This is a genomic window from Vibrio sp. 10N.286.48.C11 (genome assembly GCF_041469805.1).
GTDB classification, from domain to species: Bacteria; Pseudomonadota; Gammaproteobacteria; order Enterobacterales; family Vibrionaceae; genus Vibrio; species Vibrio crassostreae_C.
In genome coordinates this window covers 26,338-42,076 of sequence record NZ_JBFRLK010000105.1, presented here as the reverse complement: position 1 = coordinate 42,076, position 15,739 = coordinate 26,338, and the positions used below count along the sequence as shown (strand labels likewise).

Here is a 15,739-nt window from a genome sequence, read left to right as displayed (position 1 = left end):
CTTAAGATCCTGTCTATGTAACAGTGTTAGCTTCTATAAAATATAAATATGTTGGAAGTTTGGAAGTAAAGATAGGTACGGATTTATATCAAACGGAGTGTTAAGCCCTTTGTACGCACCTTTTTATGCACCTTTTTTATAAATAAACTACGCCCAATGACATGATAAAAACGTGATTTATGTCGAATATTTTTGGCAAATCTATCTAAATGTTACCTCAATTAGAAAATTCATTTAAAAGTATTATATGTGACACTTTAAGAAATTATCGAAGAGGTGAGATAAAAAAGCGATACCTGAGTATCGCTTTCTATAGTCTGATTTATCATTGATTAGGTGAATTAACGTCGAATGGCTTCGCCTGCTTTAACGTCTGTATCTAGTTGTGTGTTGTTGACAACGATTTTGCCGTTAACCAATAACCAATGTACGCCTACGGCTGGGTGGTTAGGATCTTGGTAGGTGCCCACATCAGCGATAGTTTCTGGGTCGAATACCACGATATCTGCGTCCATATTAGTTTGGATTCGTCCTTTATTTTTCATTTGAGGGACAAAATCTTCTATTAATTGAGCTGGCATCAGTGTCATTTTACGTAGTGCTTCCGTCATCGTTAACAAGCCGCGCTCACGAACATAGACTCTGAGTACTTTAGCAAAGGTGCCATTTGATCTAGGATGAGAGAATAGATCTTTTGGTAATGGCCACTCGTCACCTGCATAATTTTCAATGTGGCCGTCTTCGTCCATATGCATCCAGAACATTTCGTCAGATTCAATCAACACATTAGGATTTAGAATCGAAGCGTCTAATAGAGCAAGATCTTTAGGGTTTTGCTCGTCTAGGAAGTGCCAGACAATAAAGGTACCAGGTTTATTTTCTTGGTAGTCTTTCAACTGTTCTTCTGTCATACGTTCTTTACCTAGCTGAAAGTTTTCAGCGGTTGAACCCATACGTTCCCGCCAGCCTTCACCAGAAAACATGGCTGCGCCAACGACAGTACTTGCTGCGCCCCAAGGGTAAGCGCCCACAGTAACATTGATTCCTTGTTCTTGAGCCTTATTGACCATAGGTAAGATGGTTTCGATATCTTTTAATGAAGTACTGTTAATATGACAAAAGTGCATATGAGCGCCAGTGATAGCGGCATTGCCCACTAATTCTTTAACGGCTTCAAACGAGCTTTGTGGCTCGGCATTGCTGGCATAGCGAACGTGAGTATAGGTTGCTACGTCTCTTTCTGCGGCTAATTCAGCCAATGCATAATATTCTTTTTGACCATGGCCCGGTGCATAGCCAGCGTTAATCCCGATACCTAGGCCACCTTCATCAAGGCCTTGCTCAATCAGCTTGATGATTTTACTTTCTTGCTCAGGTGTTGCTATATCCATCTTCCAATCATTACGTGATTGAGCTTTTTGGAAATAGCCAACGGTCGCTTCGGGTTCCGTCTCACTAAATGTAGCAATACGAGCGTAAGTCCAACCAGCTGCTGCACCATAGTTTAATGGTAAGCCTTTTTCAGCTTGTCCTGCATACCAGTCACTGATAGGTAGAACACCAGATTCGAGTTCCAGCATAGTGGTAACGCCTTGCATCGCCTGCATTCTGTAGTCACCAATGTTTTGACCATGAGCGTGGACGTCGATGAATCCAGGGGCAACAACTTTACCTGTAGCGTCAATAGTTTTATCCCCAGAAATACTATCGGTCGTTATTGCTGTGATCTTATTATCTTTGATCCCGACATTAGCAACAGAATCGAAATTTGTTTCAGGGTCGATAACTCTGCCGTTCAAAATTACAACATCATAATTAGCGGCGATAACAAGTGGTGACATAAGGCCAAAGCCGACGATCGTAGCCTTTTTAATGAATGATTCTAGTGGTTTCATAATTTTATCCCGTGTGTGTGAGATGAACTATAAGTGTTACGTGTCAAAAATCTTAGACCAATAATTTCACGCTATCTACCTGATCCTCATCTTTGCTCATTGATAAGACAAATCTAACGTGACAAGAGAAAGTGACTCAAAAACAATCACTTTTACGCTCATCTCACCCACAGCTATTGACTTTGCCGCTCCAGAGCTGCCCTTCTCTATAAAGGCAACTTTGACAAAATAATCCTTCATAGCTAAACGTTTATGTACCAACGTTTTCGTCAGGGAAAAAAAATGCCAAACCTTAAATTACGAAGTTTAAGCGCGATATTCTTCTTTGCTGTCACTCTTCCCATCGTAGTGTTAGCCGACGAGGGGCAAGATGTAGAGGAGGTAGCTAAAGAGCTAGCCAACCCAAACACAACGCTTGGCTCGATGTCCTTTAACTTGGATTGGACGAACTATCAAGGCGACTTAAATTCAGCGAACAGTCAGAACGGGTATCGCTTGAGCTTTCAACCTGTTCTCCCTGTGCCAATTGCAGAGCGAACCAACTTATTTATCAGACCAAATATACCTTTAATATTTGACCAACCCTATTACAAGGGCGATAGATTTGAAAATTCAGATGCAGGTCTCGGTGATATCGGCTTTGATGTGGCCGTTGGTCATACCTTTGAGAGCGGCATGATTGTCGTGGGGGGGATAGTGGGTACACTGCCCACCGCAACAAGCGATGAACTGGGTAACGATCAATTCTTACTCGGTCCAGAGTTTGCCTTAGCCTACGTACAAAGCTGGGGGGTTATCGGGGCGTTAATTACCCATCAATGGAACGCTGGCGGAAGCAATGACGCCGACGCGAGTATTACTGGTGGACAGTACTTCTATACCGCGAATCTAGACGATGGATGGCAAATTCAAGCGCAACCAACTTGGAGCTATAATCACGAAGCGAGCAGTGGAAATAAATTGTCATTCCCTATTGGTATTGGGTTCGCTAAGACGACTCTCATTGGTGGCAAACCCATCAAGTTTGGTCTTCAATACTGGAACTACATTGAAAGCCCTGACGCGTTTGGGATAGAGCATCAACTTCGACTGGTCATCACACCTGTTGTTGCTCTTCCTTGGTGATAACAGGTCGCAGGATAAAATTAGACATAAAAAAACCGCAGCGAACTGCTGCGGTCTTAAATTTGGCGGTGAGTGAGGAATCCGACTTATTTATTTAAGATTCTGATATATATCCATAAAAAAACTCGCAAAGAGAGCGGTAATACTTATGGTAATACTTTTAACCAAGTGTCAAATTCATAAGTTACTGCATAAATTTTTAGGCTAAGGCAACTATACTTTATCCTAACATACTTAACCTGCTTACAACCGCCAGCTAGTAATTCAGTCTATTTCAACATAAGTATAATAGCTTCTTCAACGGCATCAGTTAGGTATTTCCAACGGTGCTGCAATAGCCATGCAGGCTAAGACCCCCGATACACGGTTACTCACTTTAATCCCTTTCCGCACAGAATCTCTGAGCCTTAAGAAGGTTCTGGGCAAATCCGTGTTAGTCCTACTAAAAATCCCCTCCTAGCCTCCCCTTAATCAGTATCTACAATCCATTGTGGTTCGTAGAAAGGGGAGGAACTGAATACAGATCGTTACATGTGCAGTTACACATTCAGCGCTAAAGAAGGTTCTCCCCCTCGGTCGTCAATCTAGAGGGGGGATAAACTTAATTGGAGGGGGAGTTAGAGGGGGTGGGTGTTCGAAATCAGCCCGAACGCACAGGATATCAATGCTCTCAATTCAGAAAAACATTACGCTTCACCCAAAAGATTGGAATGCCTAAGCGTTCCAATTTTAATATCTGATTTACCTACGCCGCCTAGTGCACCGAATCATAAATCAATGTGCTTCTTCAGCTCTTAACCAAAACTCGGACAGGTCTTCAAAAAGGTCATCGTTATCTAAGATGCTCAAATGGGTTTCGTTGTAGCCGAGGATTTGTGACGCGTGGAGTTGGGCTGGGCGCGACAATTGGCTTGATAAATTGATCACACCATCGTTGCTGTTGGTATTAAATAGGTCGCCCGAGTTATAACCAAAGGCTAAAAAGTGGGGAATGTGAATCTTACTGCTGTCAATTAATAAGTCAGCGATAAATTTCCCGTCTGGATTTAAATCAACCCATGCCGGCATTACTACGGGAGAGTACTCGACCCCTTGTTTAGCAGACTCGACACCACCAAACGGCGAAGATATGGTGGCTACGCTGCTTACAAAATCGCATAGCTGCCCAATACGGCACTGGCGAAGACTGTTGGTGGCGACAAGCCCGCCCATACTATGTGCCACAACATGTAATTGTTGGATTTTGTATTCCGTTAACACCGTGTGCATGAGGTTATTCAGGCCTTTGGAGTTCAAAGCCAGAGACAAGCCTGAAGGATAGTTAAAGACCCAGATCTGATATTTAGATTGGTCGACTTTTTCAATCAGTGGGGCAAAATCTAACGCAGTGGCGTTGATGCCATGCACAAACAAGATCGGGGTTTTGTTTGGGTCGAACTCTGACAGAAAGTAGAGCCCAGCGTTATCTTCGAGCAAAAAGGTCAGCGGCTGCCACATGCCGAGTTTGCCATTTTTTCTGTCAAAAGGTGGAGCTTCCAAGCTCACGACTGTGCCTATGTCGATCAAATCCAATTCGATTTTTAACAGTGAAGATAGTGAACGATCAACAAACGCTCTTGGGGCTTCACTCTCATTAACCGTTAGTGAGACTTCTATTGTTGATCTGTCTTGGTGATCACGTAGGTTGATTACACTGAAAGCTTCATCGGCTTGTAGGGTAAGGTCTTGATTCTTATCTTCAAAGATAAGTAGGTAGTGGATGTTATTCGATACATGTAAGTGAATACTGTCACTGTCTATGATGCCATCGTAGCCATCAACCTCGCCTTTGTTAATGTCTTTGATTTGTTCAATCACCACGGCAGAACCGGAGGCATGTTGATTCAAGGTAACCATGTATTGATTGGTTATGGAGTCGATGGCTTGTATCTCATTAGATAGATTTCTAAAGTTACCGCACCCTGACAGCAGTGAACTGAGTAATAGCACTGTGCTGATTAAGCGTGCAGTAAGTAATAGCTTCATTCTAATTTCATCCTTATCCCACCCCGATTTATCCATAAATCAATAACCTGAGTTTAATAGTAGCAATAAAACAGCGCTTAATAAAAAGGCAAGCAAACGACTATAAAGTTCGCTTGCTTGCCTGAGAGGTTTCATTACTTAGTGAGTATATTGAACACTAAAGCGTGTTTTTGTACACCTTACCGTCTTTCATGATCAATTTTTGTGTCTCTGTGTTAGCGACACAAGCAACACTTTCCAGTGGGTTGCCATCGATGATCAATAGGTCGGCATACGCGCCTTCAACGATCTGACCTAACTTGCCTTCTTGGTATGGGTGTTGATAGGTCGACATCTCGAACAAGCGTCCACAGTTTGATGTCGCCATGCGAAGTGCGGTGATGGTATCGAATACTTGCTCAATCGCACCAAGCTCATTCAATTGTGTCGCATGAACGTTGGTCTCACCCACACAGTCAGTGCCAAAAGCGATGTTCTGGATGTCGTATTTCTTAATCAGTTCTGCTGACTTGAACATCGCTTTGCCTACGCGTTCTGTCTTGCGGTATGTCTCTTCATTTGGCAGCGGGATCTTACGCTCTGCAATCAATGAAGAGGTAAAGTAAGAAGGAATCACCCAAATGCCTTTCTCTTTAATGATCTCTGCAATATCGTCGTCCATGATGGTCGCATGTTCGAAAGACATCACGCCCGCTTCTGCCGCTCGGCGCATTGCATCGGAAGTGTGAATGTGCGCAGCAACATAAGTACCGTAATCTGAAGCGGCTTGTACCGCAGCTTTCATCTCGTCAGACGTAAATTGCAATGTGTCTAGCGGGTCAAAAGTTGATGATGCACCGCCACCAGCCATGATCTTGATTTGTGACGCGCCCATAAACAGTTGTTCACGTACCGCTTTCAATACTTCTGAACGGCCATCTGCCACTTTCATTGCGCCAAGCTTCATCATTGGCGAGTCTTCGTGCCCATTAGCCAAACGCTCTTGTGCTTGGTTTTGGCGGTAATCTGAGTGACCGCTGGTTTGTGAAATTGCCGCCATTGAAGGGAGAATTCGTGGGCCAGTTGCGTAGCCGTTATCGATACTTTTCTTAAGACCAAGCGTGTTACCTGCTACGTCACGAATGGTGGTAAAGCCGCGCATCAGCATCTCTTCTGAAATCTTTGCTGAGCGAATCGCTACTTCTTCACGTGTCATAGTATCAATCACATTGAAAGGCGCAGATAGCGTGATATGAACGTGGGCATCAATCAAGCCAGGTATTACTGTGCCACCTTGAGCATCAATAATTTCATCGGCTAACGTAGCGTCAACCTCACCAATTTGAGTGATCAAGTTGTCTTCAATAAGAATAGATACGTTCTCGATTAGGTTGTTATCAACACCGTTAAATACGTTCGCGTTAGTGATTAGTTTTTTCATAGTCTGCACCTTTTGGAAATGAGTGTGTGTCGCTGATGGAGTCATCTTATGGGGCGCAGCATTTGAAGAATGGCCATTTGGTGACAGTGATGAATTGGGAGTGTTTTTGCTATTGCTATAAGAGAGGAAAGGGGGATTATTGTCGAATCATTAATTTGAGGAATGAATGTTGGCGATGTCATGAAATGGTAAGTTTTGCTTCGATTCGAACGCTAAGATGTATTTCAAATCAAGGCGACTTATCAAATTAGATTAGAGAGAGACAGAATGACTAAATCAGACAAAGTTTACGGGTTCAACACACCACAACGTCTATTCGTAGGTTACACGTTAGCCGTGCTGGTGGACTTAGTAGTGCTTAACTTCTTCGATGAGTACTGGGACTTCGTCAACATTGAGTCTTTCACTATATCTTTGATTGCGGCGTTGTTGTTGCAGCTATTATTGAAGCTCTCTATTGGTTTAGAGCACAAGATTGCTGAACACTTTAAAAGCAAGCCGGGCACTGCACCTAAGGTGTACCGAGCAATCACCACTTACATTATCTTGGTGGGCTCAAAATTCGTGATGCTAGAAGCGATTAACCTTCTGTTCGGAGATAAGGTGAGTTTTACAGGACCTTGGGGCGGCGTGGTTGCTTTCTTCGCTGTGGTATTTACGATTCTGGTTGCTGAAGTGATTGTATCGAAGATCTACTTTGCTCTGGATGACAAACAAGATTCACATGTGAAAGCGCTTAAAGAGACCAACGCGTAACAGAACTAAAATACAGATGTGAATAACAGACGAGCCAGTTGAATAAGCTGGCTCGTTTTCGTTTGAGTTGCGATAACCAATTCGATACGCGAATTGGCTCTATTTTTCGTAAACCACGTTCCCGCGTAACACCGTCATCAACACCTGAGTTTTGGCGATTTGTCTTGCTGACACTGTGGTGATGTCGCGGTCGAGAATGGCGAAGTCAGCGGATTTTCCTACCTCAATAGAACCTGTTACGTCTTCAATCCCAAGACTTTTGGCGGCATTGAGCGTGTAAGCGTCGATGGCGGTATAGATATCGGTTAGGCCGGTTTTGCCCATGATTAAGCTGTTCGCGATGCCGACCAATGGGTTGATGTCGTGTACGTTCCAATCACTGCTTAAGGTGATATTGGCGTCGGTCTTGAGTATTGCATCGAGGTTCATCATGGCTTTGGCACGGCGAGCACCAAGGAAAGCTTCGGCCCATTGGTGTTGATGCCTTGCAATGTAATCAGAGCCAACTTGGAAATCTGCAGTTACATCTAACTGGCGAAAGCGTGGCACATCTTCATCATTGATTAATTCGACATGGGTTAGGGTGTAGGGTTTGGTTGAACCTTGTTTGCGAATACTTTCTATCGCATCAAGAGATTCACGAACCGCTCCATCACCAATCGCATGAATGTGGGCGCTAAAGCCGATTTTCTCGAGCGCAGTTAACCATTCTTTCATTTGTTCTGGCGGAATATAGTTCAAGCCATTAGGAGACTGGGGTAGATAAGTATCTAAGTAGGGCGCGAGTGTTTTGGCGGTGCCATTGATAAAGATGCCATCACTGTACATTTTCACCTGATCGACAAGTAACAGATGGCTTTTATCGTCGGAATGCATTTTCTCAAAGACTTCTAATTGAGAAGACATCACCATCGATGGGTACACCCAAGGGCGTAGCGATACTCGCGCAGTTAAGTCTTGATTTTGCTCGGCCTCTAGCCAAACGTCATACCAACCTCGTTTCCAATACATGCGACCGTCGCCAATGGTGGTGATGCCGTGGGTTGCCGCTTCCTCAAGCCCGAACATTAAGCCTTGGTAGCTTTGCTCAAACAGTTCACTTTGGCTATTCCAAGCCATCTCCATCACTTGATCGCCAGCATTGTCTAGCAAGATGCCATTGAGCTTGCTGCTGTCTTGGTCTTTTAAATAAACACCGCCTTGTGGGTCTGGAGATTGTTGGCTGATTCGAGCGATTTTTAGTGCTTTTGAGTTGACCCACATCGAGTGTGAAGTCTGCTCCATAAGCACCACGGGGCGATTAGGGAAGACACTGTCGATGATCTCTAGTGGCGTGTAGTCAGAGTCGCTATCGAGCATCGCTTCCAAAGAAAAACCATAGCCCATAAGCCAACCTCTGCCATCGGTATCAGCATTGATCTTACACGCTTCTAAGTAGGGGATTTGCTCTTCTAACGTTGCTTCAGAGTCGAGTTCACAATTGCCACCCAGCTCTGAGGCGGCTTCAAACACATGGTTATGGTTATCAATAAATCCCGGAAGGACAAAGGCATTGTCTAAATCAATGACATCAGTGCTTTGCCCTTGAAAAGTTTGCGCCTGTGATTGGTTACCAATGAAGATGATCTTGCCTTTGTGGGTAACGATCGAGTCCGACTCACGATGCCCGTATATATCAGCATTGATAAAGATCTGGTCAGCACTTTGGTTATGAACAGATGTTTGCGCTTGAACTGGTGTTTGTGTTTGAACAATAGTGTTGGCTTGTGCAAGCACCGGCGCTACGGCCGATAAGCTTGTGAGTAATGCTATCCATGCAGTACGTGGCAGAGTGAGCTTGTTATTCATTATTATGTCTTCCATGTTCCACGGTTTAGTAAGTATAGAAAGCGAGTGGCGAGAATCATATCGTGAATTTTTAATAATAAAGTGTCCTTGGTTGCTCTCTTGTTTGAATGTAATTCCAGTGCCTTTTGAGGTGGTTGTGGGAATACAGCTCGTCAATAAAGGATTGCGAATCCATTCGCAGACTAAACAATTCACATAAGGTTCTGAATAAATTACAGTTAAGTGAGCTATAAAAATGGATTTAACGTATTACCAAGGATGTAAGTTTATGTTTTCAAGAGACTTACTCGCATTACTAATAAAAACAAGTCGAGGTTAGGATGAAAAAAATATTATTGCTGCTTAGCGTGATCTTATTGGGTGGTTGTGTTGGCATGCCCGAAACGGTAAAGCCTGTTCAACAGTTTGAGTTGGAACGATACCTAGGGAAATGGTACGAAGTGGCTCGTTTGGATCACTCGTTTGAGCGTGGCTTAGACAACATCAGCGCTGAATACAGCCTTCGTGATGATGGCGGCGTGAAGGTGATTAACCGTGGTTATTCGGCGGAAGAAGGTGAGTGGAACGAAGCGGAAGGAAAAGCGTACTTCGTTGAGGGCTCTGAACAAGGCTATTTGAAAGTGTCTTTCTTTGGCCCTTTCTACGGCGCTTATGTCGTGTTTGAATTAGACAAAGAGGGCTACCAATACGCGTTTGTTTCTGGGCCCGACACTGATTACTTATGGCTACTCGCAAGAACGCCTGAAGTCGCACCAGAAGTGATGGAGAAGTTTAAAGCCATGTCGAAAGAGCGTGGCTTCAATACCGATGAGCTGATCGTTGTGGAACATACCCAATAAACCGATCGCTGTTATTGCTGAGAGTGACTGATGATTGATAAGGCACAGAGGATGAATTTCTCTGTGCCTTTTTTATTCAAAGATAGAGCTACAATTAACGAGGCTGGTTGCCGTTCAAGAATAGCGCGACACATTCGCGAGTGTAGTGAAGCCTTTCTTCTTCGGATTCTCCGCTATCGTGACCGAAGAATGACCAATACGCCGATTTGCCGTGAAACATCAGCAACAGTTGGCGTGCTGCAATGACTGGTGAGCTTGACGTTGATAAGATCAAATCACCCGAGTCCACTTTGCTTTGTAGATAATCGGCGAGCAAAAGGGTAGTTTTTTGCGGTCCTGTTTCTAGGTAGATCGAAGCGATCTCTGGGTGCGTGTTGGATTGGCTCACCGCATTTTGAAAGGTCTGTCTGGATTGCTCATCAAGTAACAAATCTTGAAACTTCACACCAAATTTCACCAACTCGTCTTCCAAAGTGGCATTCATATCAAAAGCAGAAGGGCTGAGTTCACGCTCGGCACACTTAGTTTGCATGCAGGTTTCGAAAAGATCGTCTTTGTTTTTAAAGTGAGAGTAGACCGTTTGCTTGGAAACGTTCGCTGCTTTGGCTATCTGATCCATATTGATCTTGAAGCCATGTTCAGAGAAAAGTTTACTTGCTGCGGTTAAGATCTGCGATCTCTTCTGTTCACTCTTGATGATTTTTGTCACGTGCTTGCTTCTCGTTACTTGGTGTTGGGTCGTTACCTAGCTTGTCTCTTTGCTTAGTGCCTATTGATACTCCGCTATAGGTGTCTCATTTGGCGCTAAGCATTATGCTTTTTGTGATGGTTTTATCAAACATTAACCATGAAACTTATTTTTAACATAATCAAACTAGACAGTCTAGTTTGGTTTGGTTAGTCTAAAAAAAGAACATAATTGAGTACCGCATAGGAACAGGAAGTATGTATAAATTGATGAAGGGAAGCGCAGTAGCAGTGGCGTTGTCGACTCTTCTTGTCGGGTGTGGTGAAAATACACAAGCCGAGACAGCATCCGATGCAGATAATGCTGCAGTGGAATCGAATAGTGCAGCGTCGACAGTCTTAACAGTAGAAACTGTCGCTTTGGAACGCTCTCCATCGTATGCGGTACAGCGCGAATATGTCGGTGTGGTAAAGGCCGGGCAGCAGGCGAATTTGGGTTTTGAATTGGCGGGTAAGGTCAATGAGATTCTGGTGGATGTCGGTGACACAGTCACAACGGGTCAGCCATTGATCCGATTGGATACCCAACTTTTGGAAACCGAGTCTAGCCAACTGAAAGCGCAGGCTGAAGAAGTCAAAGCTCAATTGAGTTTGGTGGCAGCGAACCTTAAACGTCAACGTTCATTGAAAGCGAAAGGCTTCAGTGCCGAAGCGGAGATTGATTCTCTTACTAGTGAACAACGTGTATTGCAGGCGAACTTGCTGCGCATTGATGCCTCAGTAAAAGGCAATCAATTGAAGCTAGTGAAATCGACAGTGCTTGCGCCTTATTCTGGCACCATCGCAACACGCTTTGTCTCTTTAGGTGATGTTGTAAATGTGGGCAATCCGACCCTGACACTGCTTGCCTCAGAAGGTAAAGAAGCTTTCATTGGTATTCCTGCCCATCAAATGCAAAAAGTGACTTCGCTTTCTTCGCCAAGTATTCGTGTCGGGCGAGACGATTTCGCTGTGAGCCTGCTTAATCCGGGGGCGATGGTGGATACTCAATCTCGCAGTGTTGGCCTACGTTACCTGTTTCCGGAGCAAGCTTCTGTTTTAGAAGGGCAACTTGCGTACCTTAAGTTTGATGAGCAAATCGATGACCAAGGTTACTGGGTTCCACTCACGGGTTTGATCGATGGTTTACGTGGTGTGTGGAATATCTTCGTTATTGGTGAAGATAATAAGGTTGAACGTAGAAGCGTACAGGTGTTGTTTGCCAACAACCAACGAGCCTACGTGAGTGGTGCAATCAGCGAAGGCGAGCAGGTGATATCCAGTGGTTTACATCGTTTGGTTCCCGGCCAAATCGTGAAACCAGTCAGTGCGGCTGAGTAGGTAATAGTATGAAAATAATAGAGACTATTTCCAACACTCGACTGCTTATCTTGATGACCGCGCTGCTGATGGTGAGTGGTATTTCGGCGTTCATGACGTTGCCACGTGCAGAAGACCCAGTAATCATCAACCGTTACGCGAACATCACAACCAGCTTCCCCGGCGCCAGTGCCGAGCGTGTTGAAACCTTGGTTACTGAGGTAATCGAGAACAAGCTGCGTGAGCTGAGTGAAGTTAAATTGGTGAGCTCGACGTCAAGGCCGGGCGTGTCTATTGTCACCTTAGAATTGAATGACACCATCACCGAACCTGAGCCGGTTTGGTCTCAAGCTCGCGACAAGCTATCTGACATCGAATCCATTTTGCCTGCGGGTGCTCAATCGCCTGATCTCGATAGCGACCATACCTATGCTTTCACGACCATCGCATCTCTAACTTGGTCTGGTGCAGGCGAGCCTGATAGGTTAACGCTGGGCCGTTATGCCAAAGAGCTCGCCAAGCGACTAAGAACTTTGTCGGGTACTGAATTCGTTGATGAATACGGGATGCCTCAAGAAGAGATTCAAATCAGTTTACGTACGGCCGATGCCGCTGCTCTAGGGCGTTCAAGCGCCAATATCGCTGAATCGCTCGAAGGGGCAGACGCCAAGAACTCGGCGGGTGAACTGGTCAGTGCTTATTCTCGCTTTGGCTTAGAAATTAAATCTGAACTGGATTCCATTGAACGCATTAAGCAAGTGCCAATAGCCACTGATAGCAAAGGTCACATCATCCGTATGGAAGACATTGCTTCGGTGAAACGTGGTGAGAAAACCCCACAAGACCAGATTGCTATTGTTGATGGTGAGACGGGTGTGATTGTCGCGGCAAGAATGCATCCTGATCTGCGAGTCGACAACTGGACGTCGCGAGCGAATGCTCTGATTGGTAAATTTGAGCAAGAGTTACCAAGTAACGTTAAGGTGACCGTGCTCTTTAATCAGCAAGGTTATACCGAAACTCGCTTAGACGATTTAGGCAAAAGCTTGATGATCGGTTTCGGTCTGATTTTGATTGTGCTGTTTGTCACTTTAGGCGTACGTGCTGCGATCTTAGTCGCCATTTCTCTACCGTTAACCTCATTATTGACGTTGTCGATCATGAAAATGACCGGTGTGCCGATTAACCAAATGTCGGTGACAGGCTTAATTGTGGCGCTTGGGATCATGGTCGATAACGCGGTGGTGATGGTTGATACCATTCAAGCTTATCGTTTGAAAGGGCAACAACGAGCTGAAGCGACCATGAATGCATTGAAGCACTTGTGGGTGCCGTTATTAGGCTCAACCTTAACTACCGTGTTGGCGTTTGCCCCGATTATCTTGATGCCGGGTGCATCAGGTGAGTTTGTGGGGGGAATTGCGATTACCGTTTCTTTCTCATTGATCGGCTCTTACATCATCTCGCACACCTTAATCGCAGGCTTAGCGACTAAGCTACTGCCGAAACAACTCAGTGATGTCGACAAGAAAGGGCAGCACCATTGGTACATGACGGGTTTGAGAATCCCGGCTTTGACGCGCTGGTTCTCATCTTCTGTTCGCTTTGGCGTCACGCATCCAATTATCACGATTGCTTTGGTGTTATTGGTACCGTTTACCGGTTACTGGAGTATGTCTCAGCTGACTGAGCAATTCTTCCCGCCATCAGACCGAGACATGTTTGAGATCCAGGTGTACATGCCGCCGCAAGCGAGCATTTATGCCACTAAAAACACCTCTGAAAAAATCGACGATATCATTCATCGTTACCCTGAAGTGGAGCGTATCGATTGGCTCGTGGGTGCAAACTTCCCATCCTTCTATTACAACCTGCAAGCAAGGCAAAATAACGCGCCGTACTTCTCGCAAGCCATGGTGAAAACAGAGAACTTTGACCAAGCCAATGCGCTAATTCCACAGTTGCAAAAGATGTTGGATGAAGAGGTGCCGGAAGCACAAATCTTGGTACGTAAGCTTAACCAAGGGCCTCCATTTACCGCGCCCGTTGAACTGCGAGTGTATGGTGAAAACCTCGATACGTTGAAAGCGATTGGTGAGGATGTGCGATTGATTTTGGCGGGTGTTCCTCATGTGACGCACACAAGGGAAACGCTGCAACCAGGTACGCCGAAGGTGTGGTTGAAGGTCGATGAAGACACCGCAAAGCTGAATGGTATTTCATTGAACCAGTTCGCAGGTATGCTGCAAACTACGCTGACAGGTCGTGAAAGTGGCTTTGTGATTGAAGGCAGTGAGTCAGTGCCAATCCGTGTTCGTGTAGCAGATGAGGCGCGTGAGAACTTAGCGCATTTAAGCAATATCCGTCTGCCAATCAGTTCAGATGTCTACTCAACGGGGATTAATGTTTCGACTCTGGCCGAGCTTGAACTGACCACCAGTCGTGGCGCGATTACCCGCAGAAATGGGCAGCGTGTGAATACCATTGAGGGCTACATTGAAGCAGGTGTCTTGCCTCAAACCGTGCTCAATGAATTCCAAAAACGCCTAGAAAACTATCAGATGCCATCGGGCTATACGATTGGTTTTGGTGGTGAATCCGCTGAACGAGACAATTCAGTCAACAGCCTGATCTCGAATGTCGCAGTCGTGGTGGTATTGATGGTGTTGGTGGTGGTGATGTCGTTCAACTCATTCCGAATGAGCAGCATCATCTTCTTGGTAGCAGGACTGGCTGGTGGGTTAGGGTTGTTGTCGGTGTGGATTTTCGGTTATCCGTTTGGCTTTACGGTGATCATCGCGATGCTCGGCATTGCAGGTTTGGCGATCAACGCGGCCATCGTGATTCTGACTGAATTGAAGCTAGACAAGGAGGCTTCCTCTGGGAGTGTTGATGCAGTCATTGATGCCGTTATGTCGTGTACTCGACATATCAGTTCAACCACAATCACAACCGTTGGTGGCTTTATGCCGTTGATTATTGCTGGTGGCGGTTTCTGGCCTCCATTTGCGGTCGCTATTGTGGGCGGTACCGTATTAACCACGCTTATCTCGTTCTACTTTGTGCCGGTGGTTTATCATTTGATGACTAAAAATCAGCGAAAAACCATCGCGACTCAAGCTGCATAACTGTTTTTCAATTTAACGCATCTTTGATTTAACGTCTCTTAAATTTAACTGCTCTTCAACTGACCATAATCGAGCCGTATCTGGCTCGATTATGGTGTTGTTATTCTCGATAAATTCATCCCAATTCCTACCATTTTGTTGTGCTTTTCACCGCTATTACGCCCTCAATTAGTCAAATTATCCTTTCTGTTAGCCACAGTATTCTTTCTGTTAGTCATTATATTCTTTCAATTCGTCACATTAGTGCATCGATGAATGCTTGATTATCTTGTTGGTGAATGAGTGGGTGTTTTGAATAATCTAACCAGTGAATACCTTGTAAATGGTATGTGAATTCACAATTTTGACGGGCGTCACACTTCTATTTATTCGCTCTTTCTAATGTACCTTGAACTTGCCCCGAGCTTTGGTTGTGAGCGAGTGTTTATCTACTTTTTCTAAATCCCTTGTCAGTACTGGCTCCATCTGTGTAGCACGCTATTGATGTGCGTCTTAATCGCTTACTGCTTCTTAGTTTTCGTCTTCATAAATGGAAGGTTAGTTTCCAAGTTTGTTTGGTGAGCTTTCAAATTCAACTCTTCATAATGCGCCAAATGTAACAATGCATTTCAAAGTGTAACAATTAAGTCATGTTTTCTGTGTGGTTTTAACCCGGCA

General features: G+C 44.8%; 10 protein-coding genes. 5 read left to right on the top strand and 5 right to left on the bottom strand.

The window, feature by feature from the left end:
* Positions 1–341 precede the first annotated feature (341 nt).
* The gene (locus AB4209_RS20805; RefSeq protein ID WP_017062426.1) at positions 342–1,895 is read right to left on the bottom strand and encodes an amidohydrolase family protein; all 1,554 of its coding nucleotides are present in this window, start codon (positions 1,893–1,895) and stop codon (positions 342–344) included.
* Between the two features lie 282 nt (positions 1,896–2,177).
* On the opposite strand from AB4209_RS20805, the gene AB4209_RS20800 reads away from it, so the two are divergent.
* Positions 2,178–3,020 (top strand): hypothetical protein, encoded by an 843-nt coding sequence (locus AB4209_RS20800; RefSeq protein ID WP_017062424.1) that lies wholly within the window; start codon positions 2,178–2,180, stop codon positions 3,018–3,020.
* A 774-nt stretch (positions 3,021–3,794) separates the two neighbouring features.
* Here AB4209_RS20800 and AB4209_RS20795 read toward each other — a convergent pair.
* Together AB4209_RS20795 and AB4209_RS20790 are read right to left on the bottom strand one after the other, a co-directional pair.
* Complete coding sequence (locus tag AB4209_RS20795; protein WP_372057196.1) at positions 3,795–5,045, bottom strand: lipase family alpha/beta hydrolase; 1,251 nt, start codon at positions 5,043–5,045, stop codon at positions 3,795–3,797.
* Positions 5,046–5,202: 157 nt separating this feature from the next.
* Positions 5,203–6,465, bottom strand: a complete 1,263-nt coding sequence (locus tag AB4209_RS20790; RefSeq protein ID WP_372057194.1) for an amidohydrolase family protein — start codon at positions 6,463–6,465, stop codon at positions 5,203–5,205.
* A gap of 267 nt (positions 6,466–6,732) precedes the next feature.
* Between AB4209_RS20790 and AB4209_RS20785 the strand changes: the two genes are divergently transcribed.
* Complete coding sequence (locus AB4209_RS20785) at positions 6,733–7,221, top strand: hypothetical protein (protein ID WP_017068109.1); 489 nt, start codon at positions 6,733–6,735, stop codon at positions 7,219–7,221.
* Positions 7,222–7,320: 99 nt separating this feature from the next.
* Here the strand turns inward: AB4209_RS20785 and AB4209_RS20780 are convergent, their stop codons facing one another.
* Complete coding sequence (locus tag AB4209_RS20780; protein ID WP_372057192.1) at positions 7,321–9,069, bottom strand: amidohydrolase; 1,749 nt, start codon at positions 9,067–9,069, stop codon at positions 7,321–7,323.
* Positions 9,070–9,389: 320 nt separating this feature from the next.
* On the opposite strand from AB4209_RS20780, the gene AB4209_RS20775 reads away from it, so the two are divergent.
* The gene (locus AB4209_RS20775) at positions 9,390–9,908 is read left to right on the top strand and encodes a lipocalin family protein (RefSeq protein ID WP_017060193.1); all 519 of its coding nucleotides are present in this window, start codon (positions 9,390–9,392) and stop codon (positions 9,906–9,908) included.
* A 94-nt stretch (positions 9,909–10,002) separates the two neighbouring features.
* Here the strand turns inward: AB4209_RS20775 and AB4209_RS20770 are convergent, their stop codons facing one another.
* Positions 10,003–10,617, bottom strand: a complete 615-nt coding sequence (locus tag AB4209_RS20770) for a TetR/AcrR family transcriptional regulator (protein WP_372057190.1) — start codon at positions 10,615–10,617, stop codon at positions 10,003–10,005.
* 236 nt (positions 10,618–10,853) lie between these two features.
* On the opposite strand from AB4209_RS20770, the gene AB4209_RS20765 reads away from it, so the two are divergent.
* Complete coding sequence (locus tag AB4209_RS20765) at positions 10,854–11,975, top strand: efflux RND transporter periplasmic adaptor subunit (RefSeq protein ID WP_372057188.1); 1,122 nt, start codon at positions 10,854–10,856, stop codon at positions 11,973–11,975.
* A gap of 8 nt (positions 11,976–11,983) precedes the next feature.
* On the top strand, positions 11,984–15,082 hold the full coding sequence (locus tag AB4209_RS20760; protein WP_372057186.1) for an efflux RND transporter permease subunit: 3,099 nt from the start codon (positions 11,984–11,986) through the stop codon (positions 15,080–15,082).
* The last annotated feature ends 657 nt before the right edge of the window (positions 15,083–15,739 follow it).

Coding starts and splice junctions, on each gene's coding strand:
- AB4209_RS20805 (WP_017062426.1), bottom strand. CDS start 1,895: ATGAAACCACTAGAATCATTCATTAAAAAGGCTACGATCGTCGGCTTT.
- AB4209_RS20800 (WP_017062424.1), top strand. CDS start 2,178: ATGCCAAACCTTAAATTACGAAGTTTAAGCGCGATATTCTTCTTTGCT.
- AB4209_RS20795 (WP_372057196.1), bottom strand. CDS start 5,045: ATGAAGCTATTACTTACTGCACGCTTAATCAGCACAGTGCTATTACTC.
- AB4209_RS20790 (WP_372057194.1), bottom strand. CDS start 6,465: ATGAAAAAACTAATCACTAACGCGAACGTATTTAACGGTGTTGATAAC.
- AB4209_RS20785 (WP_017068109.1), top strand. CDS start 6,733: ATGACTAAATCAGACAAAGTTTACGGGTTCAACACACCACAACGTCTA.
- AB4209_RS20780 (WP_372057192.1), bottom strand. CDS start 9,069: ATGAATAACAAGCTCACTCTGCCACGTACTGCATGGATAGCATTACTC.
- AB4209_RS20775 (WP_017060193.1), top strand. CDS start 9,390: ATGAAAAAAATATTATTGCTGCTTAGCGTGATCTTATTGGGTGGTTGT.
- AB4209_RS20765 (WP_372057188.1), top strand. CDS start 10,854: ATGTATAAATTGATGAAGGGAAGCGCAGTAGCAGTGGCGTTGTCGACT.
- AB4209_RS20760 (WP_372057186.1), top strand. CDS start 11,984: ATGAAAATAATAGAGACTATTTCCAACACTCGACTGCTTATCTTGATG.